Here is a 26,869-nt window from a genome sequence, read left to right as displayed (position 1 = left end):
CGCCGGGGCGTGCGAGAGTGGCCGCATGAACTTCCAGCACGTCCTCGACGAGATCAACACCGAACTGCGGCCCGAACTGGGCCAGGCCGGCAAGGTGGCCGACTACATCCCCGCCCTCGGCCGGGTGCCGGCCGAGCGCCTGGGCATCGCCCTGCGCACCTGCGACGGGCGTGAAGCGGCCAGCGGGGACAGCACCGAGATGTTCTCCATCCAGAGCCTGTCCAAGGTCTTTTCGCTCACGCTGGCCATGAAGGCGCTGGGCGAGGAGTTGTGGAAGCGCGTCGGCCGCGAGCCCTCGGGCACGGCATTCAATTCGCTGATCCAGCTCGAGCTGGAGGAAGGCATGCCGCGCAATCCGTTCATCAACGCCGGCGCCATCGCCGTGGCCGACCGGCTGGTGAGCCTGGGCGACGCGCCGGGGATGATCCTCGAATTCCTGCAGAGCCTGTGCGGCGAACCCGTCGCCATCGACCCCGAGGTGGCCGATTCGGAGGCCGAGAACGGCCACCGCAACCTGGCGCTGGCGCATTTCATGAAAAGCTTCGGCAAGATCGACAACCCGGTGGCGCAGGTGCTCGACGCCTACTTCCACCAGTGCGCCATCCGCATGAACTGCGTGCAGCTCGCCCGCGCCGCCGCGTACCTGTGCTGCAACGGCCTGCACCCGCTGCATGGCGAGCCGGTGGTCGCCGACCGGCAGGCGCGCCGCATCAACGCGCTCATGCTGACCTGCGGCACCTACGACGCGGCGGGCGAGTTCGCCTTCCGCGTGGGGCTGCCCTGCAAGAGCGGCGTGGGCGGCGGCGTGGTCGCCATCCTGCCGGACGAGCTCACCCTGTGCGTGTGGTCGCCCGCGCTGGACGAGAGCGGCAATTCGGAGCTGGGCATGCGGGCGCTGGAGCTGTTCGTGGCCAAGACCGGGTTGTCGGTGTTCTGACGGCGCCGGCTGGCGGCCACGCACGCCGCAGCCCGCCCGGTTCACAGCCCCAAAATGGGCATGAAAACCGCCTCCAGCGCTTACGGAATAAGCGCATTAAGCTATATATATGATAGCAAATTGGCTGCGCCGGTTGAAATGTCAACAAATCTGTGTGACCGGGGCCCCATACCCCCAGCCTGCGTCGCGCCCCACCGCGCCACTTCAGAACGTGTTGACGATCTCCCAGGGGTCGCGCAGCGGTGTGGGCGGGTGGGCTGCAAGGCGCGGTGCGCAGTGGATAGCACGGCTATCCACAAGCGCCGCAACGCCGCAGACCGCCGCCCACACCGCTGCCCTTCGGGTTGGAGCGAAATCGGGCGATTGGAGGCTCCGGCTGCTTGCATGGGCATGAGCCCATGCGGCGCATCCGCAGCATCCACTCATCCCGATTGCGCTCCAACGCGATCCCCTGCGAGATCGTAAGCACGTTCTAACATGCCCTGCCACGCCCATCCGGGCCGGGCCCCTGTTTCTTGATTGAAGGACGACCGATGAACAGCTCCACCACCTCCCTGGCAGATCAACTCTTCGCGCAACTGCAAGGCGCGCCCCTGCAGCAGATCGCCCGGCAACTGGGCACCGACACCGCGCAGACGCAAAGCGCCGTGGGCGCGGCGCTGCCCCTGCTGCTGGGCGCGCTCGGCCGCAACGCCGAGCAGCCCGGCGGCGCCCAGGCCATCTTCGGCGCATTGCAGCGCGACCATGCGCCGGCCGCCGCGGGCGGCCTGGACCTGGGCGGGCTGCTGGGTTCGATGCTGGGTGGTGGCGGCGGCAGCGGCGGTGCGGGGGCCCAGGCCTCGGCCGGCGCCGACATCCTGGGCCACATCTTCGGCGGGCAGCAACGCCAGGCCGAAGCGGGTCTGGGCCAGGCCACCGGCCTGGGCGCGAACGCCGGCCAGCTGCTGCAACTGCTGGCGCCCATCGTCATGTCGTTCCTGGCGCAGCGCGTGGCGTCGGGCGGAATGGATGCCGGGGCCCTGGGCGACACGCTGGGCCGCGAACGTGTGCAGGCCCAGCAGCAGGGCGGGCTGGGCGGCGGCCTGCTGGGCAGCCTGCTCGACCAGAACGGCGACGGCAAGCTCGACCTGGGCGACCTGCTCAAGGTGGGGGGCAGCCTGCTCGGCGGGCGCCGCTGAAGCCCCGCCACGCCGCGCCAGGGTTGCCAGCGCGCCCCGGTTGGGCAGACACTGGGGGCGCCATCGTTGCTGTTTTCGTCCACCACCCGAAGGAGGCGCCCCATGACGACCGTCGCAGACATTCTCGGCTCCAAGAGCACCACCCAGGTTCATACCGTGGCGCCCACCGATTCGGTGCTGCACGCCCTGCAGCTGATGGCGCGGCAGGGCATCGGGGCGCTGCTGGTGATGGAGGGCGGCCGCATCGCCGGCATCTTCACCGAGCGCGACTACGCCCGCAAGGTCGCGCTGCAGGGCCGCACCTCGGGCGACACCAGCGTGCGCGACGTGATGACCAGCGCCGTGCGCTTCGTGCGGCCATCGCAGAGCACCGAGCACTGCATGGCCGTGATGACCGAAAACCGGCTGCGCCACCTGCCCGTGGTCGATGAAGCGGGCGAACTCGCGGGCATCGTCTCCATCGGCGACCTGGTCAAGCAGATCATGTCCGAGCAGCAATTCATCATCGAGCAGATGGAGCAGTACATCACCGGGCGGGCGTGAGCCGGGGGGCGCGGGCCATTGGATCTCTGCCACCTGCAGGCATTCACAGCGTGGTGACCGGCCGGGGGGCGCTGGCGGGCGCCCGGCGCCGAGAAGCCTCTCCATCTCGCCAGTCCGGGGCCTGCTTCTTAGACCTGGCGGGATTGACGGATTGGATTCTTCGATAAGCCCGGCAGCCTGTGCACATGGGCTCACAGGGCACCCACGACCTGCACGTCACCACGCGGATGGCGTGCCCGCCCTGGGCCAATTCCGCCAGACGGTCAACGTCACCATCCCCACCTGCCACGCACCTGCCTGAACGGCAGCTGGCAGGAAAGCAGCGCCATGGCCCACCGCGGCGGCGAGTACACCGCATCCCCGGCCAGTTCGCCCCGGCTGCGGGGCGGGGAATGTTCGCCTCCGGCACCTCGCCGACCTCACGCACTGATTGTGAGTAGCACTCCCTTCGTCAGGAGCGCTTCCAGATCATGGCGCCCGCCAGATGTCACAAGTTGTAATCGGCATGTCACGCGCCGAATCGACACTTCCGGCATCTGTTGACCTTCCGTGAGTGACCCTATGACCGTTCGTTCCCGCATTGCCCTGCTCATCGCGCTGGCGCTGGCTGCGCTGTGTGCCATTGGCGGATTCGCGCTTTATCAGTCTGCCCAAGGTGCCCTGCAGGTCAAGCGGGTGACCGAGGGCGTGGTGCCCAGCGCGATCTATTCGGTCGAGCTGATGGGCCAGCTCAAGGATGTGCAGATCGCCGCGCTGAACATGGTCGGTGCGCCCGACCGCGCCACGGCCGAGGCCATGCACCAGCAGGTGGCCGAGCGCAAGACGGCGTTGCGCAATGCGCTCGATGCTCAGCGCCGCAGCGCCGACAGCGACGCCCAGCGCGGCCTCATCAAGGAGGCCGAGATGAGCCTCGACAACTACTTCGCCGCCATCGACGACACGGCCCGGTTCAAGCTGGCCGGCCAGCAGGAAGCCGCCGAGGCCTACATGGCTGCCACCGTGGACCAGTACCTGCGCGAGCAGGGCCAGGTGATCGAGGCGGTGCAGGTGGAGCGCCGCCGCAGCAAGGACGAAGCCATCGGCGCCTTGAACGCACAGATGGAGCGCACCACCGGCATGCTGCTGCTGGTGGCGGGCGTGAGCGTCATCGGACTGGGCGCGGCGGGTTGGATGCTCTACCGCCAGATCGTGCGCCCGATCGGCGAGATGCAGCAGAAGATGACCGAGATCGCCAGCAGCCAGGACTTTTCCCACCGCGTGCCGGTGGCGCGCATGGACGAGATCGGCCGCTCGCTCACCGCCTTCAATGCGATGGTCGCACGCATCGAGGAGAGCTCCGAGCTGGTGCGCCAGAAGACGGCCGACATCCAGGCGATGCTGCAGACGCTCCCGCAGGGCATCCTGACGCTGGAGGCAGGCCGGCGCATCCACCCCGAGTATTCGGCGCACCTGTCCACCCTGCTGGAGCGGCAGGACCTGGCCGGCCGCACGCTGGACGAGGTGCTGATCGACCGCTGCGAGGGCAGCGCCGATGCGCGCGCCCAGGCCGAGGCCGCCATCGACGCCTGCCTCGGCGAGGACGAGATGAACTTCGCCTTCAACGCGCACCTGCTGCCGCGGGAGCTGTGCCTGGTGTGCGACGGCGGGCGGCGCAAGACGATCGAGCTGGACTGGTCGCCCATCACCGCCGCCAGCGGCACGGTGGAGCGCCTGCTGGTCAGCCTGCGCGACGTGACCGAACTGCGCGAGCTGGCGCGCGACGCCCAGGCCCGCCGGCAGGAGCTGGCCATGGTGGGCGAACTGCTGGCCGTGCCGCCCGAGAAGTTCCGGGCGTTCGCGCAGTCCGCCTCCGCTCTGCTGCGCGAAGGCCGCGCCCTGGTGGCGGCGCTGCCGCAGGACCGTGCCGGCGCCGTGGCCGCCCTGTTCCGGGGCATGCACACCATCAAAGGCAATGCCCGTACCTACGGCCTGCCGGGCGTGGCCGACGCAGCGCACGCGGCCGAGCAGCGCTACGCCGCCCTGCGGGACGACCTTTGCGGCTGGGACGAGGCCGCGCTGGCGGCCGACATCGGCGCCGTCGAGCAGGCGCTGCAGGGCTACGTGCGGTTGAACGACGAGACCCTGGGACGGGGCGCGGCGGCGGGCGGCGGCAGCGACGACGCGGTGCGCATGACCCGGGAGCGGGTGGAGGGCCTGTGCGACACCCTCGGGGCCGTGCTGCGGCAGGGCGACTGGCCGCAGGAACACCGCCTGCGCCTGGAACAGGTCGCCCACGCGCTGGCGCATCCGGGTGCGGCCCGCATCGACGAGATCTTCGGCGCCGTGTCCGCGGCGCTGCCCGAACTGGCCCGCGACCTGGGCAAGGACGCGCCCCATGCGGAATGCACCGGCGCACGCGTGCTGGTGCGCGCCGAGGCGGGCGAGGTGCTGCGCGATGCCTTCGTGCACCTGCTGCGCAACGCCATGGACCACGGCATCGAGCCGCCGCCCGAGCGTGCCGCCAAGGGCAAGGCCGCGCGCGGCCGCATCACCGCGCAGACCTGCGTGGAGGGCGGCGAGGTGGTCGTGCGGCTGCAGGACGACGGGCGGGGACTCGATCTGGCGCGCATCCACGACAAGGCGCTCGCCCAGGGGCTGCTCGGGCCGGACGACGCCCCCAGTGCCGACGCCCTGGCACAGATGATCTTCGCGCCGGGCTTTTCGACCGCTGCCGAGGTGACCACCGTGTCGGGCCGCGGGGTCGGCATGGACGCGGTCAAGGCCTTCATCGAAGCGTTGCACGGGCAGGTCACGGTGGTGGTCGAGCCGGACGCCCCGGTGTACGCCACGCCGTTCGCGACCGTCATCCGCCTGCCGCTGCACTGGACGGTCAGTGTCCAGGGCCACCGGGGCGCCCTGGGGGAGGCCGCGTGATGGACGGCGGATGGACCGGGATGTACTTCGCCCTGGGGGCCGGCTTCGTTCTGGGCGCCGCCATGGCGACCCTGCTGGCGTGGCGCATCGCACGCACGCGTGCGCGGCGGGCCGCGGCGGTGCATGCCGAGGAAGCGGGCCGCCTGGCCTCGGCGCTCGAATCGGCGCTGCGCGAGAGCGCTTGCGCGCAGGCCGACCTGGACCGGGCGCAGGCCGGCTGGAACGAAGAGCGCGAACACTGGCAGGGCGCCGCCGCGGCGTGGGATGCGCACCAGCAGAGCAGCGCGCTGCAGGCGCAGGAGGCGCTGCGCGCACAGGCGGCGCCCGCGTTGCAGCACATCCACACCCAGGGTCGGTCGTTGCAGGAACTGCAGGGCATCGGCAAGACCTTCGAGCGCTGGCACGCCGACATGAGCGCGCTGGTGCAGCACAACCGAACCATGCACGACAAGAACGACGAGTTCGCCCGCATCGTGCGGCAGATGGTGATCGTGGCGTTGAATGCCTCCATCGAGGCGGCCCGCGCCGGCGCGCAGGGGCGCGGCTTCAACGTGGTGGCGGGCGAGATGCGCGAACTCTCGGCGCGCGCCGAGGCGCTGTCGCGCGAGTACCGGGACAGCCTCTATGCCAACGACCTGATCGCCACCACCACCTTCCAGGACATGCAGGCCGGGGGCAAGATGGTCGTCAACGCCGCCATGGGACTGCAGATGACCAACGGGCGCATCCAGGCCGCGCTGGAGGCGGCGGCATGACGGCCCCGGCGGGCAACAACTCCGGCTTCGCCATGCCGCGCCTGCTCAGCCAGCGCGCCTGCGACAGCCTGGACGGCATGATGGTGTCGGGCCTGCGGCAAAGCCTGGCCGGCGGCGACGTCGGCGCGGCCATCGACGTGGTCGATACCGTGCCGCCGGGCGTCGCCACGCACATGGCGGTGCTGTCGATCGCATCGTTTCCGTTCCGGCTGAACACGGCGCTGCACTTCGCCTGCACCGACGCCCTGCTGGCCTGGGCCACAGAGCGCAGCGGCATCGGCGAGGAGGGCGGGCCGATCAACGAGCAGCAGTTCATCGACGTGATCTGCGAGATCGGCAACCTGTGCTGCGGCTCCATCAACCGCGACCTGGGCGAGTTCCAGTCCTTCCTGGGGCTGTCGACGCCGCAGATCCTCGATGCGCGCTGCCTGCCGCACTTCGTGCGAGACGGAGCCGAGCACCTGCGCCACTTCCGCGTTCAGGTACGGCCGGGCCTCGCGCTCCATGCCTCGCTGTGCGCGCGGGCCTATCTGCCGCTGGACTTCCACTGGAGCGGCTCGCCCGTGCAAGCGGCGGTGGAGTCGGGCGAGATGGAGATGTTCTAGCCGGCGGGCCGGCGGCGCCTGACCGCGTGCCGGAAGGCGGTCGGGGGCGCGTAGGGCCAAGGGGAGGGGGAACGCGGCTGGCTGTGTGCCCGGCGTGCTCCCGGCCTCGCCTGCGCCTTTCGTCTTCTCTCTCTTTCACACGCACCCCTTTTTTCTCCCTCCGATGCCGAACGGACAACCACCCATGGAAACCACCGCACCCGTGATCGAACCGGCCCCATCCGATGTCTCCGCGCCGCCCGAGCCTGCCGCACTGGTCAGCAAGGTATTGGTCATCGAGACCGACGGCGATGCGCTCGCCCGCATCCGCGCCTTCTGCGACGCCCACGGCCTGCAGGGCCACAAGGTCCATCCCCTCAACGTGCCCGCGGTGCTGCGCTCGCGCATCGACCTGGGGGCCGTCTTCGTGGGCGCGCAGCTGCAGGGCGCCTTGAGCGACGGCCTGGCGCTCGCCCGTGACATCGCCTGGCTGCGCCCCGAGCTGCCGATCTTCGTGCGCACGGACGGCGTGCCCGAGGCCCAGGCGGGCACCGACGCCCACGCCATGCCGCGCGACGCCTCGGTGGTGGGCTACACACTGGATGGGATCGACGCCCTGAAGACCGAGGTGGACCGCAAGATCTTCGACCGCGTTTATCCGATGTCGTTGGTCCGCACGCTCGGCGAGATGACGCAGGCCGCGCTGGCCAGCCAGTTCAGGGGCATGCAGGTGCGGCTGGACCCGCCCTACGTGGTGCGCGACCGGCTGATCCACGGCGAGCTGTTCACGCTCATTCCCATGGAAACGCCGTGGTGCCGCGGCTTCATGACGCTGCAGACGGATGTCGCCTCGCTGCGCCGCGTGGTGGACGCCGGCCGCACCGCGTTCTCGTCAGAGGAGGGCGAGGACTTCCGCAACCTCAACGCCATCCTGGGCGAGCTGACCAACCTGATCTGGGGCGCGTTCCGCAACCGCTTCGGCACCGAAGGCGCGAGCAGCTCCTTCGGCGTGCAGGTGCCCATCATCGTCAACCACCTGCACCGCTACATCAGCTTCGGCACCGAGAGCCCGCAACTGTGCTTCAAGTGCCACGTCTGGGCGCCAGACGATCCCGAGGCGACCGCCATCACCATCTATCAGCGGTTCGCCTTCAGCCTGAGCTGGGCGCCGGAGCTGTACCGCGAGAGCGAGGCACTGCTGAGCGGATTCGTCGAATCGGGCGAGCTGGAACTGTTCTGAGCGGGCTGCCGCTTTTTTCTTTCTTTCTTTGTTTGTTTTTGTTTTTGTTTTTGTCTTTTAGAGGAGTCTTTTCATGGCCAACGTTCTTGTCGTCGACGATTCGAGCACAGTGCGCAACGAGGTGGGCAACTTTCTGGGCAGCAACGGCTTCCAGGTGGCACTGGCCGTCGATGGCCACGATGGCCTGGCCAAGCTCAGGCAGGACGGCGGCATCAAGCTCGTGGTGTGCGATGTGAACATGCCCAACATGGATGGGCTGACCATGGTGGAGCGGGTGCGCAGCGAGCTGGGGAACCACAAGGTCCACGTCGTGATGCTGACGACGGAGAGTTCGCCGGCGATGAAGGAGCGGGGGAAGGCGGCGGGGGTGAAGGGGTGGATTGTGAAGCCGTTCAATGGGGCTGCGGTGCTGGGGTCGTTTCAGAAGTTGGCGGTTTGACTGAGTGTTCGGGCTGGGTTCGTCGACGCTCGGGCGCGGTGCGGCGGGGCGGTGCTGGGCGCTTGCTGTGGGGTTGCTTTCCGGGGCCGGGATGTGCGCCCGGCGGCGCACTCACTTTCTTTCGTTTCGCCGAAAGAAAGTAAGCAAAGAAAGGGCGACCCCCAGTCTGCGACCCCTTCGCTGGCGCTACGGGGCGGACCTGCGGCGGGGCGCTTGCGGGGTGCCGCCGCAGAACTCACTTCGCGCTGGCGCGCTCCGTTCAAACAGCCGCGGCGAGTCAGAGCTTGAAGCATGCGTGTCCTTCGGCACGCATGCGCACCCCGCAAGCGCCCCGCCGCAGGCGCAGCCAGCAGGGGTGGGACAGCCCGATCCGGGCCATCGCTGCGCTCGGCCTGGAGCGCAGCGCGCAGCGCGCGCGTTGGGGGCCGAGCGCAGCGATGGCCCGAGTGGCTCCCCACTCCCTTCTGTGCGTGCCGAGAAGCGCAGGGCGGCGGGTGCGTGCGTGTGCCGAAGGACACACGCACTTCGTGCACTGACTTGCCGCAGCTGTCTGAACGGAGCGCACGCAGTGCGCGCAGTGAGTTCTGCGGCAGCACCCGCCGACCGAGCATCGCGGTTGCCCGTAGCGAAGCGAAGGGACACGCACAGCAGGGTCGCCCTTTCTTTGGTAACTTTCTTTCGGCGAGACGAAAGAAAGTTACTCGCCCGCCGGGGCGAAATCCCGGCTCCGGGAATCAACCACCCCACACGTACCAGCACCGCCCTCGGCAGCGCGCCCCGGCCCCGGGAATCAACCGCTCAGCAAGCGCCAGCACCGCCCCTGACAAGGCCTCGACAAGCCCGGCAGCTCAAGCCGCCTTCTCGACGTGCCCCTGCCGCGTGTACAAAAAGTCGATCACCGCCTTGCGGCATTGCAGGTACACCGCATCCTCGGCCAGTTCGACCCGGCTGCGGGGGCGGGGAATGTTCACCTCCAGCACCTCGCCGATGGTCGCCGCCGGCCCGTTGGTCATCATCACGATCTTGTCGGACAGCAGCACGGCTTCGTCCACGTCGTGGGTCACCATCACCACCGTGCTCTGCGTGCGGGCCACGATCTCCAGCAGCTCGTCCTGCAGCTTGGCGCGGGTCAGCGCGTCCAGCGCGCCGAAGGGCTCGTCCATGAGCAGCACCTGCGGCTCCATCGACAGCGCCCGGGCGATGCCCACGCGCTGCTTCATGCCGCCGGAGATCTCGCCCGGGCGCTTTTGCGCGGCATGCGTCAGGCCCACCAGCGCCAGCGCGGCGTCGGTGCGCTCGCGCAGGCGGGTCTTGGGCTCGGTGCGGCCGAAGACGCGTTCCACCGCCAGGTAGACGTTGTCGAAACACGTGAGCCACGGCAGCAGCGAGTGGTTCTGGAAGACGACGGCGCGCTCCGGGCCCGGGCCCTTGATCTCCTTGTTGGCGCAGAGCAGGGCGCCCGATGTGGGCGTGGTCAGGCCCGCGATGAGGTTCAGCAGCGTGCTCTTGCCGCAGCCCGAGTGGCCGATCAGCGCGACGAATTCGCCCTTGGCGATCGTCAGGTCGATGCCGCGCAGCGCGGGGAACAAGCCCTTGGCGGTCTTGAAGGTCTGATCGACGCCCTGGACTTCGATGAACTTGGTGGAGAGAGAGGTATGCATGAAAAGCTCCTGGTTCTAGCGAGGACCACCATGGGACCGGCTTTGCCGGGCCACTGGTGGTGCCCCCTTGGAGGGGGTGACGCGCCGCAGGCGCGGCTCAGGGGTGGTCAGCTCTTGACCTCTTCGAACGTGAAGGCGGTTGCCAGCTTGACGAGTGCGTATTCGAGCAGCAGCCCGACGATGCCGATCACGAAGATCGCGATCAGGATGTTCTTGACGTTCAGGTTGTTCCACTCGTCCCACACCCAGAAGCCGATGCCGACGCCGCCGGTCAGCATTTCGGCGGCCACGATCACCAGCCAGGCCGTGCCCACGGCCAGGCGCACGCCGGTCAGCATGTAGGGCAGCACGGAGGGAAAGAGGATCGTGGTGGCGATCTTCCATTCGGAGAGGTTCAGCACGCGGGCCACGTTCATGTAGTCCTGCGGCACGCGCTGCACGCCGACGGCGGTGTTGATGATCATCGGCCAGATGGAGCAGATGAAGATGGTCCAGATGGCGGCCGGGTTGGCGCCCTTGAAGACCAGCAGCCCGATGGGCAGCCAGGCCAGCGGCGACACGGGCCGCAGCAGGCTGATGAGCGGGTTGAACATGCGCGAGAGGAAGGTGAAGCGCCCGATGATGAAGCCGGCCGGAATGCCGACCACCGCCGCCAGGCCGAAGCCGATGGCCACCCGCTCCAGCGACGCGAGCACGTTCCAGCCCACGCCCTGGTCGTTGGGCCCGTTGCGGTAGAACGGGTCGCTGAAGATGCTGACCGCCTGCTGCCAGGTGTCTGCCGGGCCGGGAATGCTCTGGCCGGTGGTGGCCGAGACGACCGCCCAGAGGCCGATCAGCAGGCCCAGCCCGCAGGCGGGCGGCAGCACCGCCATCCAGAAGCTGCGCGACAGCGCGGCCCAGTCGCGCCGGGGCGCGGCGGCCCCGGTTTTCGAGCCGTTCTGGCTTGTAGCGCTGGCGGATGCTGCGCCATCAGCTACTGTTTTGATAGCGTTGGATGGCGCTGCGTGGCCGGCGGGCGGCGACGAGGAATCCAGCGGGGAGTGAAAGACGGCACTGACCATGGTGTGTGCTCCAGCGTGCGGTGGGTGGGGTTCGCGAAAGGGAACGGATGCGAGGCGGCCGCGCCGTCAGGCGTGGATCTTGAAACCGTCGGCGTACTTCTTGGGGTCCTTGCCGTCCCACACCACGCCATCCACCAGCTTGGCGGTGCGCATGTCGCTGGCGGGCACCGGCACCTTGGCGGCGGTGGCGGCCTGCTTGTAGACGTCGATGCGGTTGATGGACTTGGCCACGCCCAGGTAGTCGGGGTGGTCCTTCAGCAGGCCCCAGCGCTTGTGCTGGGTGAGGAACCACATGCCGTCCGACAGGTACGGGAAGTTGGCCATGCCGCCGTTGTAGAACTTCATGTGGTCGGGGTCGTCCCAGGTCTTGCCCAGGCCGTCCTGGTAGCGGCCCAGGATGCGCTGGTTGATCGCGTCCACGCCGGTGTTCACATAGGCCTTGCCGGCGATGGTTTCGGCCATCTTGGTCTTGTTGGCCAGGCCGTCGTCGATCCAGCGACCGGCCTCCAGGATGGCGGCGGTGACGGCGCGGGCGGTGTTGGGGTACTTCTGCACGAACTCCGACGTGGTGCCCAGCACCTTCTCGGGGTGGTCCTTCCAGATCGCCTGGGTGGTGGTGGCGGTGATGCCGATGCCGTCCATGATGGCGCGGTGGTTCCAGGGCTCGCCCACGCAGAAGCCGTCCATGTTGCCCACGCGCATGTTGGCGACCATCTGCGGCGGCGGCACGGTGATGACCTTGGCGTCCTTCATCGGGTCGATGCCGTTGGCGGCCAGCCAGTAGTAGAGCCACATGGCGTGGGTGCCGGTCGGGAAGGTCTGGGCGAAGGTGTATTCGCGCTTCTCGGCGGCCATCAGCTTGGCCAGGGTGGGGCCATTCACGGCGCCCTTGTCCGCGAGCTTCTTGCTCAGCGTGATGGCCTGGCCGTTCTGGTTCAGGTTCATCAGCACGGCCATGTCCTTCTTGGGGCCGCCCAGGCCCAGGTGCACGCCGTAGACCAGGCCGTAGAGCACGTGGGCGAAGTCCAACTCGCCATTGACCAGCTTGTCGCGCACGCCGGCCCAGCTGGCTTCCTTGCTGGGGATGATCTTCACGCCGTATTTCTGGTCGATGCCCAGCACCGAGGCCATCACCACGCTGGCGCAGTCGGTCAGCGGAATGAAGCCGATCTTCACTTCCTTCTTCTCGGGTGCGTCGGAGCCCTGGGCATGCACCAGCGCGCGCAGTGCGGGGCTGATGCCGACGGCGCCCACGGTGGCGGCTTGCAGTACGGTGCGGCGTTGCAGGCTGGGTTTCAACAGATCGGTCATGGGATCACGTCCTCGAAGCGGGTGGCAGAAACGACAAAGGCGTCCGCACCGCGCGGCAGCGTTCGTCGTGCGAGAGCGCTGCTGCGGGTGCGGACGCCTTTGTCCGGTGTGCGATGCGCCCCGCCCTGAGGGTCGGGTGGCATCGGCGATGACCTGCGTTGGTCTGCCAGCCATTACGCAAGCGGTGTGCCAGCCCGTGGGAATCGCGTGGATGCTATTGAGTTGATAGCGCCATGCGCTGTCGCAGTGGGCGCTGGAGGCTGTTTTTGATCGCAAGGCCTGGCATGCGGGCCCTGCCGGCCGAGGCCCGGCCTGCACCCGCCGCGGGAGCCGGCCTGCACTTCTCGCCGGCATGGCTGCACTGTGCTTGTGCGGCGCACCATCCGCTGGCATGCCGCACGCTGGTGCGGCGCCCGGCGTGGGGCTTCAACCCATCAGGTCGGCCACGTCCAGCATGCGCTGGGCCACGTCCACCAGCTTCAGGCCCTTGTCCATGGCGGTCTTGCGCAGCTTGTCGTAGGCGGCTTTTTCCGTGAGGCCCTGGCGCTGCATCAGCAGGCCCTTGGCGCGGTCGATGGTCTTGCGGTCCTTGAGTTCGGAGCGCGCATCGGCCAGTTGCGAGCGCAGGTTCTGTTCGTGCTGGAAGCGCGCCATCGCCACGTCGAGGATCGGGCGGATGCGCTGCGGCGCCAGCCCGGCGACGATGTAGGCGGACACGCCCAGCGCCACCGCGTCCTTCACGTGCGTCGTGTCTTCGTCGTTGGTGAACATGACGATGGGACGGCGCTCGTCGCGGGTGGCCATCACCACGTGTTCGAGCGCGTCGCGCGCCTCGCTCTCGGCGTCCACGATGATGAGGTCGGGCTGCAGCTGCGTGATGCGCTCGCGCAGGAACACGTCTGCGGGCAGCGTGGCGATGAGGTTGAAGCGCGCTTCGAGCAGACCCATGCGCAGCGTGCGCGAGCGCTCGGCCTGCTGCACCGCATGCTCGTCGTCGGCGTCGGTCATGGCGAGGTCGGGGGCCACGACCACGATTCTCAGTGGCTCGCTCATGCCCCGAGCTTAAGCAAAAAATGCACCTGATGGGCTGCTCGCGGAGCATTCCGGGGCCGAGCCGCGCGCCGGCATTTTTGCACCGGCAGGGTGCGCCGCCTGGCCGGGGCCCGTTCTTGCATGGCATCTGTCGTGGCCTGGCAACCCGGGTGGAAGTGGCCCGGCTGCGGGCGCGCATCGGGCGGCCCCACGGCCGGCAGGCCAGGCCCCGGCACATAGGCCGACCCCGTCCAGGGGCTGGCCCCCATAGCTTTTATCTTTGGGGTCGGCTATACACGGCACGCATTCGCACAGAGAGGGATCAGCAATGACGAGGTTCAAGAACCGGCCTAGCAGCCTTACCGCCGCCGCCGCAGACGAGGGCGTGCGCGGCATCGCCCGCCGGCAGTGGGTGGCCCGCGTGGCGGCAGCGGCCGCCCTGGTGGGCACGGCGTGGGGGGTGGCCGGCTGCAGCAAGGTGCCCGACACCATCCGCATCGGCGTGGCGCAGCCCCTGTCGGGCAACCTGGCCGCGCTGGGGCAGGATCTGCTCAACGGCGTGACCATGGCGGTGGACGAGTTGAACCGCGCCGGCTTCATGGTGGACGGCAAGCGCGTCACGCTGGAGGTGGTCGCCCAGGACGACCGCGCCGACCCCGCCGCCGGCAAGGCCGCCGCCCAGCAACTGGTGAAGGACGGCGTGGTGGCGGTCATCGGCCACCTCAACTCGGGCGTCAGCATCGAGGCCGCGCCCATCTATGGCGAAAAGGGCATTCCCCAGCTGGCCATCTCCACCAACCCCCGGTTCACGCAACTGAGCCTGCCGACCACCTTCCGGCTGGTGGCCAACGACACGTTGCAGGCCAAGGCCATGGGTTCGTTCGCGGCGACGCAGCTGTCGCACCCCAGCTACGCCGTGCTGGACGACGGCACGCCCTACGGCAAGGGGCTGGCCGACGGCGCCGCGCAGCAGCTGGCGGCCGAGAAGAAGCAGGTCACGGTGCGCCAGTCGTTCGACGACCGCACGACGGATTTCGCCGCCACGGCGGCGAAGCTGCAGGCCGCGAACGTGGGCGTCATCGTCACCACCCTGAACGACTTCCAGGTGCTGGCCCTGCTGGAGGCCCTGAAGAAGATCGGCCACACCCGCGTGTCGGTGCTGGGCGGCGACACCATCAAGACCACCGACATGGCGAAGGCGGACGGCCTGGTGGACGGCCTCTACGCCACCTCGCCGGTGCTGGAGGCGCGCGAATTCATCACCGGGCGGCAGTTCCTCGAGAAGTACACCACCCAGTTCAAGAAACCGCCCGCCTATGGCGGCCACTACACCTACGACGCGATGTACGTGCTGTCGGCCGCCATCAAGCAGGCGGGGTCGGCCGACCCCCAGGCCATCGGCAAGGCGCTGCACGCCATCAACGGCTACGCGCCGGTCACCGGCACCATGACCTGGGATGCGGCCGGCGAGCTGCGCTACGGCGCGGTCGGCGTCTACAGCCTGCGCGGCGGCCGCTGGGAAATGCGCATGCGCTCGGACCGCTGGTAGGCCGGCGATGGCCCTGCGCGCCGCCAGCGGCAGGGCGCCGGCCTCAGAACGTGTTGACGATCTCCCAGGGGTCGCGCAGCGGGGTGGGCGGGTGGGCTGCAAGGCGCGGTGCGCAGTGGATAGCTTGGGCTATCCACAAGCGCCGCAACGCCGCAGAGCGCCCGCCCACACCGCTGCCCTTCGGGTTGGAGCGAAATCGGGCGATTGGACGCCCCGGCTGCTTGCACGGGCATGAGCCCGTGCGGCGCATCCGCAGCATCCACTCATCCCGATTGCGCTCCAACGCGATCCCCTGCGAGATCGTCAACACGTTCTAAACTCCGGGCATGAGTCTGCTGATCCTCGGAATCGAATCCTCGTGCGACGAGACCGGCGTGGCGCTGGTGCGCTCGCCGAGCGGCCCCGGCGTGCCCACGTTGCTGGCCCATGCGCTGCACAGCCAGATCGCCATGCACCAGGCCTATGGCGGCGTGGTGCCGGAGCTGGCCAGCCGCGACCACATCCGCCGCGTGCTGCCCCTGACCGAAGCCGTGCTCGCCGAGGCGGGCCACCTCCTGGCCGACGTGGACGTGGTGGCCTACACCCGCGGGCCGGGGCTGGCCGGCGCGCTGCTGGTGGGCGCGGGCGTGGCGTGCGCCCTGGGCGCGTCCCTCGGGCGACCGGTGCTGGGCGTGCACCACCTGGAAGGCCATCTGCTGTCGCCCTTCCTCAGCGTGGACCCGCCGGAATTTCCGTTCGTGGCGCTGCTGGTGTCGGGCGGCCACACGCAGTTGATGCGGGTGGACGGCGTGGGCCGATACACCTTGCTGGGCGAGACCATCGACGACGCGGCGGGCGAGGCCTTCGACAAGTCGGCCAAGTTGCTGGGCCTGGGCTACCCGGGCGGGCCGGCGCTGTCGCGGCTGGCGCAGGAGGGCGACGCCACCGCCTTCAAGCTGCCGCGCCCGCTGCTGCACAGCGGCAACCTGGACTTTTCCTTCGCCGGCCTGAAGACCGCCGTGCTGACGCAGGCGAAGAAACTGGGCGACGACCTGGATGCGCGCCGCGCCGACCTGGCGGCCAGCACCGAGGCCGCCATCGTCGACGTGCTGGTCAGGAAGACGCTGACGGCATTGAAGGAAAGCGGTCTGCAGCGCGTGGTGGTGGCCGGCGGCGTGGGCGCCAACCGCCTCCTGCGCGAGCAGCTGAACGCCGCCTGTGCCCGCCTGAAGGTGCGCGTGCACTACCCCGAGCTGCACCTGTGCACCGACAACGGCGCCATGATCGCCATGGCCGCGGCCATGCGCATCGCGGCCGGCCGCCAGTCGCCCGAAGCCCGCTACGCCTTCGACGTGAAGCCGCGCTGGCCGCTGGATGCGCTGGATGCACCGCCGGCGGCCGAGGCCGCCCACCCGGCCTGACCGCGAGACATGCCGCGTCGAAGCACGCCGACAGGCCTGGTTCAAGGCCGAATCGGCCTGCAGCGCTTGTGAATCCAGCGCATGATGCTACGTTTTTAATAGCAAAGGGCGCGGCGGCGCCACACAGCGTGCCGGCTCAATACATCAGCCGCTCGGGCCGCACTTCCTGCAGGATGGTCGTCGCGATCTCTTCGATGCTCTTGGTGGTGGTGGACAGCCAGCGGATGCCCGAGCGCCGCATCATCGCCTCCGCCTCCGAGACCTCGTAGCGGCAGTTGGCCAGGTCGGCGTATTTGGACCCGGGCCGCCGCTCGTTGCGGATCTGCGAGAGCCGCTCCGGCAGGATGGTGAGCCCGAAGATCTTCTTGCGGTGCGGCTCCAGCGCCGGCGGCAGTTGCCGGCGGTCGAAGTCTTCCGGGATCAGCGGGTAGTTGGCCACTTTCAGGCCGCACTGCATGGCCAGGTACAGGCTCGTCGGCGTCTTGCCGCTGCGGGACACGCCCACCAGGATCACGTCGGCCCCGGCCAGGTCGCGGTGGCTCTGGCCGTCGTCGTGGTCCAGGCTGAAATTGATGGCGTCGATGCGCTGGGTGTATTCCTTGCTCAGGCTCACGTCCGAAAACCGCCCCACGCGGTGGTGCGACTTGATGCCCAGCTCGCTCTCCAGCGGGCGGATGAAGGTGCCGAACATGTCCAGCAGCATGCCCTTGCAGCCGCTCTCGATGATGCGCAGCACGCTCATGTTGACCAGCGTGGTGAAGACGACCGGCTTCTTGCCCTCCAGCTCGGCCGTGTGGTTGATCTGGCGCACCACCTGGTGGGCCTTGTCCTCGGTGTCGATGAACGGCAGCCGCACATGGCGCGGCTTCATGTCGAACTGCGCGAGGATGGCGTTGCCGAAGGTTTCGGCGGTGATGCCGGTGCCGTCGGAGATGAAGAAAACGGTGCGCGTGTGCATGGGCAAAGGTGGCGGGAGGGGATGAAGGGCAGCGGCGGTGGCCGACAGGCGCATGCGCCCCGGCCAGCCTACAATCGCGCCCATTATTCCCAATTCCCCCACCATGCAACGCGGCTGCCCACTACCAGAACAGCAAAGCCAGCTGCCTTGCATGGGCGCGCGCCCCCCTTGTTCGCTCCCCCAGGGCGCAGGCGCAGACCCGGTTTCAACTTCTGGAGCTTTCCCATGTCTGCACTCTTCGACGCGACCGCCCTGGTCGTTCCGTTTGAAAACCTGAGAATGAGCGACGTCGAGTCGGTGGGGGGCAAGAATGCCTCCCTCGGCGAGATGATTTCCCAGCTGCCCCAGGGCGTGCGCGTGCCCACCGGCTTCGCCACCACGGCGCACGCCTTCCGCGAATTCCTCAAGCACGAGGGCCTGGCCGACCGCATCAGCCAGCGCCTGGCCACGCTCGACACCGAAGACGTGCGCGCCCTGGCCGCCGCCGGCGCCGAGATCCGCGGCTGGCTCGAGGCCCAGCCCTTCCCGGCCGACCTGGAAAAGGCCGTGCGCGACGAATTCGCCAAGCTTTCCGCCGGCAACGGCGACGCCAGCTTCGCCGTGCGCTCGTCCGCCACGGCCGAAGACCTGCCCGACGCATCCTTCGCGGGCCAGCAGGAAACCTTCCTGAACGTGGTCGGCATCGAGGACGTGCTGCACAAGATGAAGGAGGTGTTCGCCTCCCTCTACAACGACCGCGCCATCAGCTACCGCGTGCACAAGGGCTTCGCGCACGACGTGGTGGCCCTGTCGGCCGGCGTGCAGCGCATGGTGCGCTCCGACCTCGGCGCGGCGGGCGTGATGTTCACGCTCGACACCGAAAGCGGCTTCGAAGACGTGGTGTTCATCACCAGCAGCTACGGCCTGGGCGAGACGGTGGTGCAGGGCGCCGTGAACCCCGACGAGTTCTACGTGCACAAGCCCATGCTGGCGGCCGGCAAGAAGTCGGTCATCCGCCGCAACCTGGGCTCCAAGCTCATCCAGATGGTGTTCGCCTCGGCCGACGAGAAAAAGGCCTCCGGCAAGCTGGTCAAGACCACCGACGTGCCCACCGAGCTGCGCAACCGCTATTCGCTGACCGACGCCGAGGTGCAGCAACTGGCCGAATACGCCATGGTCATCGAGAAGCACTACGGCCGCCCGATGGACATCGAGTGGGGCAAGGACGGCACCGACGGCCTGCTCTACATCCTGCAGGCCCGCCCCGAAACGGTGAAGAGCCAGTCCAAGGGCCAGGCCGAGCAGCGCTTCAAGCTCAAGGGCACCGGCACCGTGCTGGCCGAGGGCCGCGCCATCGGCCAGAAGATCGGCACCGGCCCCGTGCGCCTGGTGAGCGACATCGCCGAGATGGACAAGGTGCAGCCCGGCGACGTGCTGGTCACCGACATGACCGACCCGAACTGGGAACCCGTGATGAAGCGCGCCAGCGCCATCGTCACCAACCGGGGCGGGCGCACCTGCCACGCGGCCATCATCGCCCGCGAGCTGGGCATTCCGGCCGTGGTGGGCTGCGGCGACGCCACCAGCCTGCTCAAGGACGGCACCCTGGTCACGGTGAGCTGCGCCGAGGGCGACACCGGCAAGATCTACGACGGCCTGCTGGAAACCGAGGTGACCGAGGTGCAGCGCGGCGAGATGCCGTCCATCAAGACCAAGATCATGATGAACGTGGGCAACCCGCAGCTCGCCTTCGACTTCTGCCAGCTGCCCAACGAAGGCGTGGGCCTGGCCCGGCTGGAGTTCATCATCAACAACAACATCGGCGTGCACCCGAAGGCCATCCTGGACTATCCGCAGATCGACGCCGACCTGAAGAAGGCCGTCGAATCCGTGGCCCGGGGCCATGCGTCGCCCCGCGCGTTCTACGTGGACAAGGTGGCCGAAGGCATCGCCACCATCGCGGCCGCCTTCTGGCCCAAGCCGGTCATCGTGCGCCTGTCGGACTTCAAGTCCAACGAATACCGCAAGCTCATCGGCGGCAGCCGCTACGAGCCGGAGGAAGAAAACCCGATGCTGGGCTTCCGCGGCGCGGCCCGCTACATCAGCGAAGACTTCGGCGAAGCCTTCGCCATGGAGTGCGAGGCGCTGCGCCGCGTGCGCGGCGACATGGGCCTGACCAACGTGCAGGTGATGGTGCCCTTCGTGCGCACCCTGAAGCAGGCCGACCGCGTGACCCGGCTGCTGGCCGACCATGGCCTGAAGCGCGGCGAGTCCGACCTCAAGGTCATCATGATGTGCGAGGTGCCCAGCAACGCCGTGCTGGCCGACGAGTTCCTGCAGTATTTCGACGGCTTCTCCATCGGCTCCAACGACCTGACCCAGCTGACCCTGGGGCTGGACCGCGATTCCGGCCTGGAGCTGCTGGCGCAGGACTTCGACGAACGCGACCCGGCCGTGCAGGCGCTGCTCAAGCGCGCCATCGCCGCCTGCCTGGCGCAGGGCAAGTACGTCGGCATCTGCGGCCAGGGCCCCAGCGACCATCCCGACTTCGCCCAATGGCTGGCCGCGGAAGGCATCTCCTCGATCTCGCTGAACCCCGACAGCGTGATCTCCACCTGGCAGCAACTGGCCCGCTGACGCGCCCGGCCGCCGCCATGCAGCCGCCGGCGACCGACGACGTGCCCGCCACCGGCACGCCGTTCGCGCCGGACTTGCACGACGCGCGGCACATGTGGCTGAAGGCCGGGCTGCTGCTGGTGTGGGCGGTGGCGTCCTTCGGCGCCTGCTATTTCGCCCGCGACCTGCAGCAGATGGTGGCCGGCTGGCCGCTGGGGTACTGGATCGCGGCGCAGGGCGCGATCCTCGTCTTCATCGCCGTGACGGTGGTCTATTGCGTGGCGATGGACCGGTTCGAGCGCAAGGATGCGGCGGCCGATCCCGCTCGCCCATCGCGCCATGGCTGAGCGGGGCGACGCCACCGACGCGGCCCCGTCGCCGCTGCACCGCATCCTGGTGATCTACGTGGCGGGCGTGCTGCTCTTCGTCGCCCTGATGGCCTGGGCCGAGCAGCAGGGGCTGTCGCGCCAGTGGATCGGCCCGCTGTTCCTCTTTCTCACTGTGATGGCCTATGCGGCCATCGGGGTGTACGGCCGCACCACCGACCCCGACGAGTATTACGTGGCCGGCCGCAGGGTGCCCGCCGTCTACAACGGCATGGCCGCCGCCGCCGACTGGATGAGCGCGGCCTCCTTCATCAGCCTGGCGGGCGCGCTCTACCTGCAGGGTTTCGCCGGCCTGCCGCACCAAGCGGGCGGGCTGGCCTACCTGCTGGGGTGGACGGGCGGCTTCTGCCTGGTCGCCATGCTGATCGCGCCGCACCTGCGCGCCATGCGGCTCTACACGGTGCCCGACTTCTTTCAGGTGCGCTACGGCGGGCGCTGGCCGCGCATCATCGCGGCGCTGGCGGCAGCGGCCTGCTCCTTCACCTACGTGGTGGCGCAGATCTACGGCGTGGGCCTGATCGCCTCGCGCCTGACCGGCGTGCAGTTCGAGATCGGCATCATGCTGGGCCTGGGCGGCGTGCTGCTGTGTTCGTTCCTGGGCGGCATGCGCGCCATCACCTGGACGCAGGTCGCGCAGTACGTGGTGATGCTGCTGGCCTTTCTCATTCCCGTCTCGTGGCTGGCCTACAAGCAGCTGGGCAGCCCGGTGGCGCCGCTGGTCTATGGCGCGCAGATCGGCAAGATCGCCGATCTGGAGGCGCGGCTGCTGGCCTCGCCCGCCGAGCACGACGTGGTGCGCGCCTACCAGCGTCGCGCAGAGGAGTTCGAGGCGCGCCTGGCCGACGTGCCCGCCGCCATGGAGCGTGAACGCGCGGCGCTCGGCGAGCGCATCCGCCAGCTGCGGGCGCAGAACGCCGACGTGGGCCTGATCGTCGCGGCCAGCCGCGAGCTGGCCGCGCTGCCCCGCGACGAGGCCACCGCCCGCGAGCGCTGGACGCGCGAGATGCGCGAGAACCAGGAGCGCGCCCGGCCCCTGGGCGGCCTGCCGCGCCACAGCCAGGCCTATGGCGGCGACCCCGACGGCACGCCGGAGCAGCAGGCGGAGTACGAGAACATGCGGCGCAACTTCCTCGCGCTGATGTTCTGCCTGATGGTCGGCACCGCGGGCCTGCCGCACCTGCTGACGCGCTACTACACCACGCCCAGCGTGTCGGCGGCCCGGGCGTCGGTGGCCTGGTCGATCTTCTTCATCGCGCTGCTCTACCTCAGCGCCCCGGCCCTCGCCGTGCTGGTCAAGTTCGAGGTGATGAACAACCTGGTGGGCAGCCGTTTCGACGCGCTGCCGCACTGGATGGCGCAGTGGGCGCGGGTGGATCCGGCCCTGCTGTCGGTGGAAGACGTGAACGGCGACGGCCTGCTGCAGTTCGGCGAGATCCGCCTGGGCACCGACCTCATCATGCTGGCCACGCCTGAGATCGCGGGGCTGCCGTATGCCGTGTCGGGCCTGGTGGCGGCCGGCGGCCTGGCCGCAGCGCTGTCCACCGCCGACGGCCTGCTGCTGACCATCAGCAACGCGCTGGTGCGGGATCTCCGCCACCTGGACGCGGCGCCGGGTACGCACCGGGCGTCGCCCGAGCAGCGCGTGATCCTGACCAAGTTCACGCTGCTGATCGTCGCGCTGGCGGCGGCCTTCGTGGCGGCGCTCAAGCCGTCCGACATCCTGCCCATGGTGACCGCATCCTTCTCGCTCGCGGCCTCGGCCTTCGTGCCCGCCATGGTGCTCGGCATCTTCTGGCGCGGCACCACGCGGCAGGGCGCCGTGGCGGGCATGCTGGCCGGGCTGGGCATCACGGTGTATTACCTGCTCTCGCACGTGGCCAGCGTGCGGGCCTGGCTGCCCTCGGCGCTGGGAGCCGAGGGCCTCTGGTTCGGCATCCAGCCGATCTCCGCCGGCGTGTTCGGCGTGCCGCTGGGGCTGGCGGTCGCGTGGGGCGTGAGCCTTTGCACTCGCCGCAGCCTGGCGTGACGTCGGCGGTGGTGGCCTGGGTCGCCCCGATTCACAACTGGCTACAACTATGGCACGCTCGCAGCCCTACAGCGGGCGCTTGCCGAAGCTGAGCCATCGAATTGCACAAGGGACGCCATGATTCTCGTGAAGACGCCGCTGGGCCAGCAGGCGCTGAAGGATCGCCATGGAGACCTGACACCGCGCCAGCGGTCGGCGTTCATCCTGTTCGATGGGAAGCGCGCCCTGGAACAGGTGCTCGCCGCCACGGCCGCGATGGGCATCACGGTGGCTGACGTCAAGACCATGGTGGACCGCGGCCTGCTGCAACTGCAGGAGGGCGCCACGGGTTCGCCGGCATCGCTGGATGCGACCGCCGCGCCGGGTGGCATGGCCACAGGGGCTTCGCCCGCGATAGAGGTGGGCGACGGTCAGCCGGCATTGGTTGCGGATGCTGCCGCCCCTGCCGGCGCCCGCGCGCCCATGGACCGCTATCAGGCCGCCTATCCCATCGCGACCGCGCTCACGGCCGAGTTGGGCCTGCGCGGCTTCCGGCTCAATCTGGCGGTGGAAGGGGTGCGCGGTTTCGACGAGCTGGCGGCGCTGGCGCCCCGCATCCGCGACGCGGTGGGCGATGCCAAGTTCGCGCGGCTGCAGCAGGCGCTGTACGACTGACGCCAGCGGGCAGGTCCGCCTTTCCTTCTGCCACCACCATCCCCGCATTCAACCGCCCATAAAAAAGCGGCCTCGAAAGGCCGCTTTCCGGAGTGCCGGCCCGCAGGCCTGGTGCTGGGGCGCCGCTCAGCGGCCGACGGCCAGCAGTTCGACGTCGAACTTCAGCGTGGCGTTCGGGGGGATCACGCCGCCCGCGCCACGGGCACCGTAGCCCAGGGCGGCGGGAATGATCAGCGTGCGCTGACCGCCCACCTTCATGCCCTGCACACCCTCGTCCCAGCCCTTGATGACCATGCCGGCGCCCAGGCCGAACTGGAACGGGTCGTTGCGGTCGCGGCTGGAGTCGAACTTGGCGCCTTGCTCGCCGTTGTTGTAGAGCCAGCCGGTGTAGTGCACGCTCACGGGTTGGCCGCGCGTGGCTTCCGCGCCTTCGCCGACGACGGTGTCTTCGTATTGCAGGCCGGAGGCGGTGGTGGTCAGTGCCATGGTGATCCTTGGTTTGCTATTAAAAATGTAGCTTCATGCGCTGGATGGATGAGCGCTGTAGCACGATTGGGCCCGTATGCACCGCGCCGGCGCAGGGGCCGGCCTCGCGGCCCCGTTGGGGCGCATGCGGCGTAGGCGATGGGCGGCTCGGTCAGCTCTTGACGCGGGCGGCCGCCCAGCGGGTGGCGAAGGCCTGCACGTCCGACAGGCGCTTGAGCAGGTCCACGCCGGAGGGGGTGACCGTGTAGCCGTCGCTGCCGTGGTCCAGCAGGCCGCATTCGCGCAGCTCCTTGATGCGCGTGTTCAGCGTGTTGGGCGTGATGCCGCCCACGCTGTCCTGCAGCAGGCGGAAGGTCTGCGGATGGCCGTCACGCAGCGCCCACAGCACGCGCAAGGCATAGCGGCATTCCAGCTTCTCGAACAACTGGTTGATGGCGGCGTTTTCTTTGGAGCTCATGGACGCTTCTCCTGCTCTGACATGTCGGGGAATGCGGGCCAGCGTGCCGTGAAGGCAGGGACCGCAAGAACGCTATCAATATAGCGGCGAATCGATTTTGCTACAAGTTTAATAGCTCGGGAACGAACCGCGCTCTGCGCTGGACGGTAAAAACGTGGAACTTTGTCGGCCGCCTCGTCGCAGAGGCCGCGGGCGGTGCTTCGTGCAAGGCTTTGCTGGACTGTTGCAGCCGTGCCACGCGCCCGGCGCTGCTGCCCGAATTGCGCCATCGCCAGTCCCGAGGAACTGTTCGAGGGGGAAGGAGCGTGTCCCGTAAAGGGCTGCCAGGTCTGGCCGGTGCGTCCCAGGAACCGCCTCATCGCAGTGAGGTCGTGTGGGCCAGGGGGCAGGGCGGCGCAGCCATGCGATGATCGATGGGCTGCTACGTTATTGATAGCTTCAGGTGCAGACGAATCGGGCGCTGCAAGAGTGTTTGGGCCTTGGCGAGATGTCGCCGACCGCAGCGGCGGCCAGGCTTTGGGGAGGTTGCTTCGGGACCGCCATGCGATGGTAAATGAAAGTCATTACCATTTAGCGCACTAGAATCCCGGTTTTGCCAGCGGCTTCGGGGCCGCTGCCCGGCCTGTCCTGATCGTTGTCGTCGTCGTCCGCGCCCGTATGTCCTCTTCCTCCGATTCCCGCCGCCGCTCCTGGTGGCTTAAGACCTTGCATGAGTGGCATTGGGTCAGCTCCGCGCTCTGCCTCATCGGCATGCTGCTGTTCGCGGTGACGGGATTCACGCTCAACCATGCCGGCCAGATCGAAGCCAAGCCCCGCGTCACGCGGCTGCAGGCCGAAGTGCCGGCGGCGTTGCTGCGGGGCGTGAGCCCGCCGCAGGGCGAGGGCCGCGCGCCGCTGCCGCCCGCGCTGCGGCAGTGGGCGCAGGCTGCGTTCGGCGTGGACGCCGCCGACCGCGAGGCCGAATGGTCGGCCGACGAGGTGTACCTGTCGCTGCCGCGCCCCGGTGGCGACGCCTGGCTGCGCGTGGGCCTGTTGGACGGCGCGGCCGAGTACGAGCTCACCGACCGGGGCTGGATCTCCTACCTCAACGACCTGCACAAGGGCCGCAACACCGGTGCCGCGTGGAGCTGGTTCATCGACATCTTCGCCGCCGCCTGCCTGGTGTTCTGCATCACCGGCCTCTTCATCCTGAAGATGCACGCGGGCAACCGGCCCTTCACCTGGCCCATGGTGGGCATGGGGCTGGTCGTGCCGCTGCTGCTGGCGCTCCTATTTATCCACTGAACCGAAGGAAGACCACCAATGATGCATGCATCGACGACGCGCAGGCCGAAGGCGCTGCGCTACTCCGTGGCGCTGGGCGCGTGCCTGGGCGCGGCGCCGGCCTTTGCCGCCGGGCTGGGCGTGGGCGTGGAGATTCCGCGCCTGGACGTGGCCGAGTACCACCGGCCTTACGTGGCGGTGTGGCTGGAACGCGCGGACACCACGGTGGCCAGCACGCTCTCCGTCTGGTACGACGTCAAGCTGAAGAACGCCGAGGGCACGAAGTGGCTCAAGGACATGCGCCAGTGGTGGCGCCGCACCGGGCGCGACCTGGCCCTGCCGATCGACGGCGTGACGGGCGCCACGCGGCCGGTTGGAAAGCACCAGCTACAGTTCACCGAAGGCACCCAGCCGTTCGCCAGGCTGCCCGCCGGCAACTACAAGCTGGTGGTGGAGGCCGCGCGCGAGGTCGGCGGCCGCGAGCTGGTGACCATTCCCTTCGCATGGCCCGCCGCCAAGGGCGAACAGCTGCGCGCCAAGGGCAGCAGCGAGCTGGGCGAGGTCACGCTCGACCTCAAGCCCTGACGCACCGCCGCTTTCCCTTTCGCATTCCCCGCATTCCTTTCGGAGCCTATCCATGCGTTTCAAGACCCGTATCGCCACCTGCCTCGCCGTCCTCTGCGGAGCCTTCGGCTCGGCCCAGGCCCACAACGTGTGGCTGCTGCCGTCGTCCACCGTGCTGTCCAAGGCCGAATGGATCACGGTCGATGCCGCCGTGTCGAACGACCTTTTCTACTTCAACCACGTGCCGCTGGGGCTGGACAACCTCGTCGTCACCGCGCCCGATGGCGCCGCCCTGGCGCCCGAGAACGCCCACAAGGGCAAGCTGCGCAGCGTGTTCGACCTGAACCTGTCGCAGACCGGCACCTACCGCCTGGCGGTGGTGAACGACGGCCTCTTCGCCACCTACAAGGACAAGGCCGGCGCCAACAAGCGCTGGCGCGGCCCGGCCGGGAAGTTCGCCGCCGAGGTGCCCGCCGATGCGCAGGACCTCAAGGTCACGCAGTCGGTCGGGCGCATCGAGACCTTCGTCACCGTGGGCAAGCCCAGCGCCGTCCGGCCCACGGGCAAGGGGCTGGAGCTGGTCGCGGTCACGCACCCGAACGACCTGGTCAAGGGCGAGCAGGCCACCTTCGCCTTCCATGTGGACGGCCAGCCCGCTCCGGGGCTGGAAGTGGTGCTGGTGCCCGGCGCCACCCGTTACCGCGACAGTAAGGATGAGATCAAGGCCACCACGGACGCCGAGGGCCGGTTCAGCGTGACCTGGCCCACCGCCGGCATGTACTGGGTGGATGCCGATGCGAGCGACGCCAAGACCTCGCTGCCGCAGGCCAAGGAGCGCCGCCTGTCGTACGTGGGCACGCTGGAGGTGCTGCCCTGA

24 protein-coding genes are annotated in these 26,869 nt (G+C 68.9%); 17 read left to right on the top strand and 7 right to left on the bottom strand.

Annotated elements, in window-relative coordinates:
* The first annotated feature begins 25 nt into the window (after window positions 1-25).
* The 8 genes from ABWV53_RS10200 (at window position 26) to ABWV53_RS10165 (ending at window position 8,589) form a co-directional block, all read left to right on the top strand.
* Window positions 26-937: a glutaminase gene (locus tag ABWV53_RS10200; protein ID WP_353365480.1), complete on the top strand. Its 912-nt coding sequence runs from the start codon at window positions 26-28 to the stop codon at window positions 935-937.
* Window positions 938-1,470: 533 nt separating this feature from the next.
* On the top strand, window positions 1,471-2,115 hold the full coding sequence (locus ABWV53_RS10195; protein ID WP_353365478.1) for a DUF937 domain-containing protein: 645 nt from the start codon (window positions 1,471-1,473) through the stop codon (window positions 2,113-2,115).
* A gap of 102 nt (window positions 2,116-2,217) precedes the next feature.
* A complete protein-coding gene (locus ABWV53_RS10190) occupies window positions 2,218-2,658 on the top strand; it encodes a CBS domain-containing protein (RefSeq protein ID WP_353365476.1) in 441 nt (146 codons plus the stop codon).
* A gap of 561 nt (window positions 2,659-3,219) precedes the next feature.
* The gene (locus ABWV53_RS10185; protein WP_353365474.1) at window positions 3,220-5,571 is read left to right on the top strand and encodes an ATP-binding protein; all 2,352 of its coding nucleotides are present in this window, start codon (window positions 3,220-3,222) and stop codon (window positions 5,569-5,571) included.
* Window positions 5,571-6,326 (top strand): methyl-accepting chemotaxis protein, encoded by a 756-nt coding sequence (locus tag ABWV53_RS10180; RefSeq protein ID WP_353365472.1) that lies wholly within the window; start codon window positions 5,571-5,573, stop codon window positions 6,324-6,326. Before ABWV53_RS10185 ends, ABWV53_RS10180 begins: the two co-directional genes overlap by 1 nt.
* A complete protein-coding gene (locus ABWV53_RS10175) occupies window positions 6,323-6,931 on the top strand; it encodes a hypothetical protein (RefSeq protein WP_353365470.1) in 609 nt (202 codons plus the stop codon). The genes ABWV53_RS10180 and ABWV53_RS10175 overlap by 4 nt, the downstream gene beginning before the upstream one ends.
* 184 nt (window positions 6,932-7,115) lie before the next feature.
* On the top strand, window positions 7,116-8,150 hold the full coding sequence (locus tag ABWV53_RS10170; protein WP_353365468.1) for a chemotaxis protein CheX: 1,035 nt from the start codon (window positions 7,116-7,118) through the stop codon (window positions 8,148-8,150).
* A 73-nt stretch (window positions 8,151-8,223) separates the two neighbouring features.
* The gene (locus ABWV53_RS10165) at window positions 8,224-8,589 is read left to right on the top strand and encodes a response regulator (RefSeq protein WP_353365466.1); all 366 of its coding nucleotides are present in this window, start codon (window positions 8,224-8,226) and stop codon (window positions 8,587-8,589) included.
* An 848-nt stretch (window positions 8,590-9,437) separates the two neighbouring features.
* Here the strand turns inward: ABWV53_RS10165 and ABWV53_RS10160 are convergent.
* The 4 genes from ABWV53_RS10160 to ABWV53_RS10145 all read right to left on the bottom strand — a co-directional run bounded on the left by ABWV53_RS10160 (window position 9,438) and on the right by ABWV53_RS10145 (window position 13,675).
* The gene (locus ABWV53_RS10160) at window positions 9,438-10,250 is read right to left on the bottom strand and encodes an ABC transporter ATP-binding protein (protein ID WP_353365464.1); all 813 of its coding nucleotides are present in this window, start codon (window positions 10,248-10,250) and stop codon (window positions 9,438-9,440) included.
* Between the two features lie 107 nt (window positions 10,251-10,357).
* Complete coding sequence (ntrB, locus tag ABWV53_RS10155; RefSeq protein WP_353365462.1) at window positions 10,358-11,311, bottom strand: nitrate ABC transporter permease; 954 nt, start codon at window positions 11,309-11,311, stop codon at window positions 10,358-10,360.
* A gap of 66 nt (window positions 11,312-11,377) precedes the next feature.
* Entirely contained in the window at window positions 11,378-12,622 is a 1,245-nt protein-coding gene (locus ABWV53_RS10150; protein ID WP_353365460.1) for a CmpA/NrtA family ABC transporter substrate-binding protein, read from the bottom strand.
* A gap of 426 nt (window positions 12,623-13,048) precedes the next feature.
* Entirely contained in the window at window positions 13,049-13,675 is a 627-nt protein-coding gene (locus tag ABWV53_RS10145) for an ANTAR domain-containing response regulator (RefSeq protein ID WP_353365458.1), read from the bottom strand.
* A gap of 307 nt (window positions 13,676-13,982) precedes the next feature.
* On the opposite strand from ABWV53_RS10145, the gene ABWV53_RS10140 reads away from it, so the two are divergent.
* Window positions 13,983-15,203, top strand: a complete 1,221-nt coding sequence (locus tag ABWV53_RS10140; protein ID WP_353365456.1) for a branched-chain amino acid ABC transporter substrate-binding protein — start codon at window positions 13,983-13,985, stop codon at window positions 15,201-15,203.
* Between the two features lie 326 nt (window positions 15,204-15,529).
* Window positions 15,530-16,603 carry a tRNA (adenosine(37)-N6)-threonylcarbamoyltransferase complex transferase subunit TsaD gene (gene tsaD, locus ABWV53_RS10135; protein WP_353365454.1) on the top strand — a complete coding sequence of 358 codons (1,074 nt, stop codon included), beginning with the start codon at window positions 15,530-15,532 and terminating at the stop codon, window positions 16,601-16,603.
* Window positions 16,604-16,739: 136 nt separating this feature from the next.
* Here tsaD and ppsR read toward each other — a convergent pair whose 3' ends face one another.
* On the bottom strand, window positions 16,740-17,561 hold the full coding sequence (gene ppsR, locus ABWV53_RS10130; protein WP_056667716.1) for a posphoenolpyruvate synthetase regulatory kinase/phosphorylase PpsR: 822 nt from the start codon (window positions 17,559-17,561) through the stop codon (window positions 16,740-16,742).
* A 225-nt stretch (window positions 17,562-17,786) separates the two neighbouring features.
* On the opposite strand from ppsR, the gene ppsA reads away from it, so the two are divergent.
* The 4 genes from ppsA (at window position 17,787) to ABWV53_RS10110 (ending at window position 23,222) form a co-directional block, all read left to right on the top strand.
* Window positions 17,787-20,177 carry a phosphoenolpyruvate synthase gene (ppsA, locus tag ABWV53_RS10125; RefSeq protein WP_353365451.1) on the top strand — a complete coding sequence of 797 codons (2,391 nt, stop codon included), beginning with the start codon at window positions 17,787-17,789 and terminating at the stop codon, window positions 20,175-20,177.
* Window positions 20,178-20,194: 17 nt separating this feature from the next.
* Window positions 20,195-20,503 (top strand): DUF4212 domain-containing protein, encoded by a 309-nt coding sequence (locus ABWV53_RS10120; protein ID WP_353365449.1) that lies wholly within the window; start codon window positions 20,195-20,197, stop codon window positions 20,501-20,503.
* Window positions 20,496-22,568 carry a VC_2705 family sodium/solute symporter gene (locus ABWV53_RS10115; RefSeq protein ID WP_353365447.1) on the top strand — a complete coding sequence of 691 codons (2,073 nt, stop codon included), beginning with the start codon at window positions 20,496-20,498 and terminating at the stop codon, window positions 22,566-22,568. Before ABWV53_RS10120 ends, ABWV53_RS10115 begins: the two co-directional genes overlap by 8 nt.
* Window positions 22,569-22,685: 117 nt before the next feature.
* A complete protein-coding gene (locus tag ABWV53_RS10110) occupies window positions 22,686-23,222 on the top strand; it encodes a hypothetical protein (protein WP_353365445.1) in 537 nt (178 codons plus the stop codon).
* A gap of 126 nt (window positions 23,223-23,348) precedes the next feature.
* Here the strand turns inward: ABWV53_RS10110 and ABWV53_RS10105 are convergent, their stop codons facing one another.
* Both ABWV53_RS10105 and ABWV53_RS10100 read right to left on the bottom strand, forming a co-directional pair.
* Window positions 23,349-23,708 (bottom strand): FKBP-type peptidyl-prolyl cis-trans isomerase, encoded by a 360-nt coding sequence (locus ABWV53_RS10105; protein WP_353365443.1) that lies wholly within the window; start codon window positions 23,706-23,708, stop codon window positions 23,349-23,351.
* 151 nt (window positions 23,709-23,859) lie between these two features.
* Window positions 23,860-24,165, bottom strand: coding sequence for a winged helix-turn-helix transcriptional regulator (locus ABWV53_RS10100; protein WP_056667698.1), 306 nt, complete (start codon window positions 24,163-24,165; stop codon window positions 23,860-23,862).
* A 657-nt stretch (window positions 24,166-24,822) separates the two neighbouring features.
* Between ABWV53_RS10100 and ABWV53_RS10095 the strand changes: the two genes are divergently transcribed.
* Genes ABWV53_RS10095 through ABWV53_RS10085 form a run of 3 tightly spaced genes read left to right on the top strand, consistent with a single transcriptional unit; the run spans window position 24,823 to window position 26,869 of the window.
* Window positions 24,823-25,449 carry a PepSY-associated TM helix domain-containing protein gene (locus ABWV53_RS10095; RefSeq protein ID WP_353365441.1) on the top strand — a complete coding sequence of 209 codons (627 nt, stop codon included), beginning with the start codon at window positions 24,823-24,825 and terminating at the stop codon, window positions 25,447-25,449.
* A gap of 18 nt (window positions 25,450-25,467) precedes the next feature.
* Entirely contained in the window at window positions 25,468-26,013 is a 546-nt protein-coding gene (locus ABWV53_RS10090; protein ID WP_502903862.1) for a DUF2271 domain-containing protein, read from the top strand.
* A 52-nt stretch (window positions 26,014-26,065) separates the two neighbouring features.
* Window positions 26,066-26,869, top strand: a complete 804-nt coding sequence (locus tag ABWV53_RS10085) for a DUF4198 domain-containing protein (RefSeq protein WP_353365439.1) — start codon at window positions 26,066-26,068, stop codon at window positions 26,867-26,869.

The sequence above is a fragment of the Acidovorax sp. FG27 genome, assembly GCF_040365715.1.
Classification (GTDB): Bacteria; Pseudomonadota; Gammaproteobacteria; order Burkholderiales; family Burkholderiaceae_C; genus Paracidovorax.
This window is presented reverse-complemented; position numbering and strand designations above follow the sequence as displayed.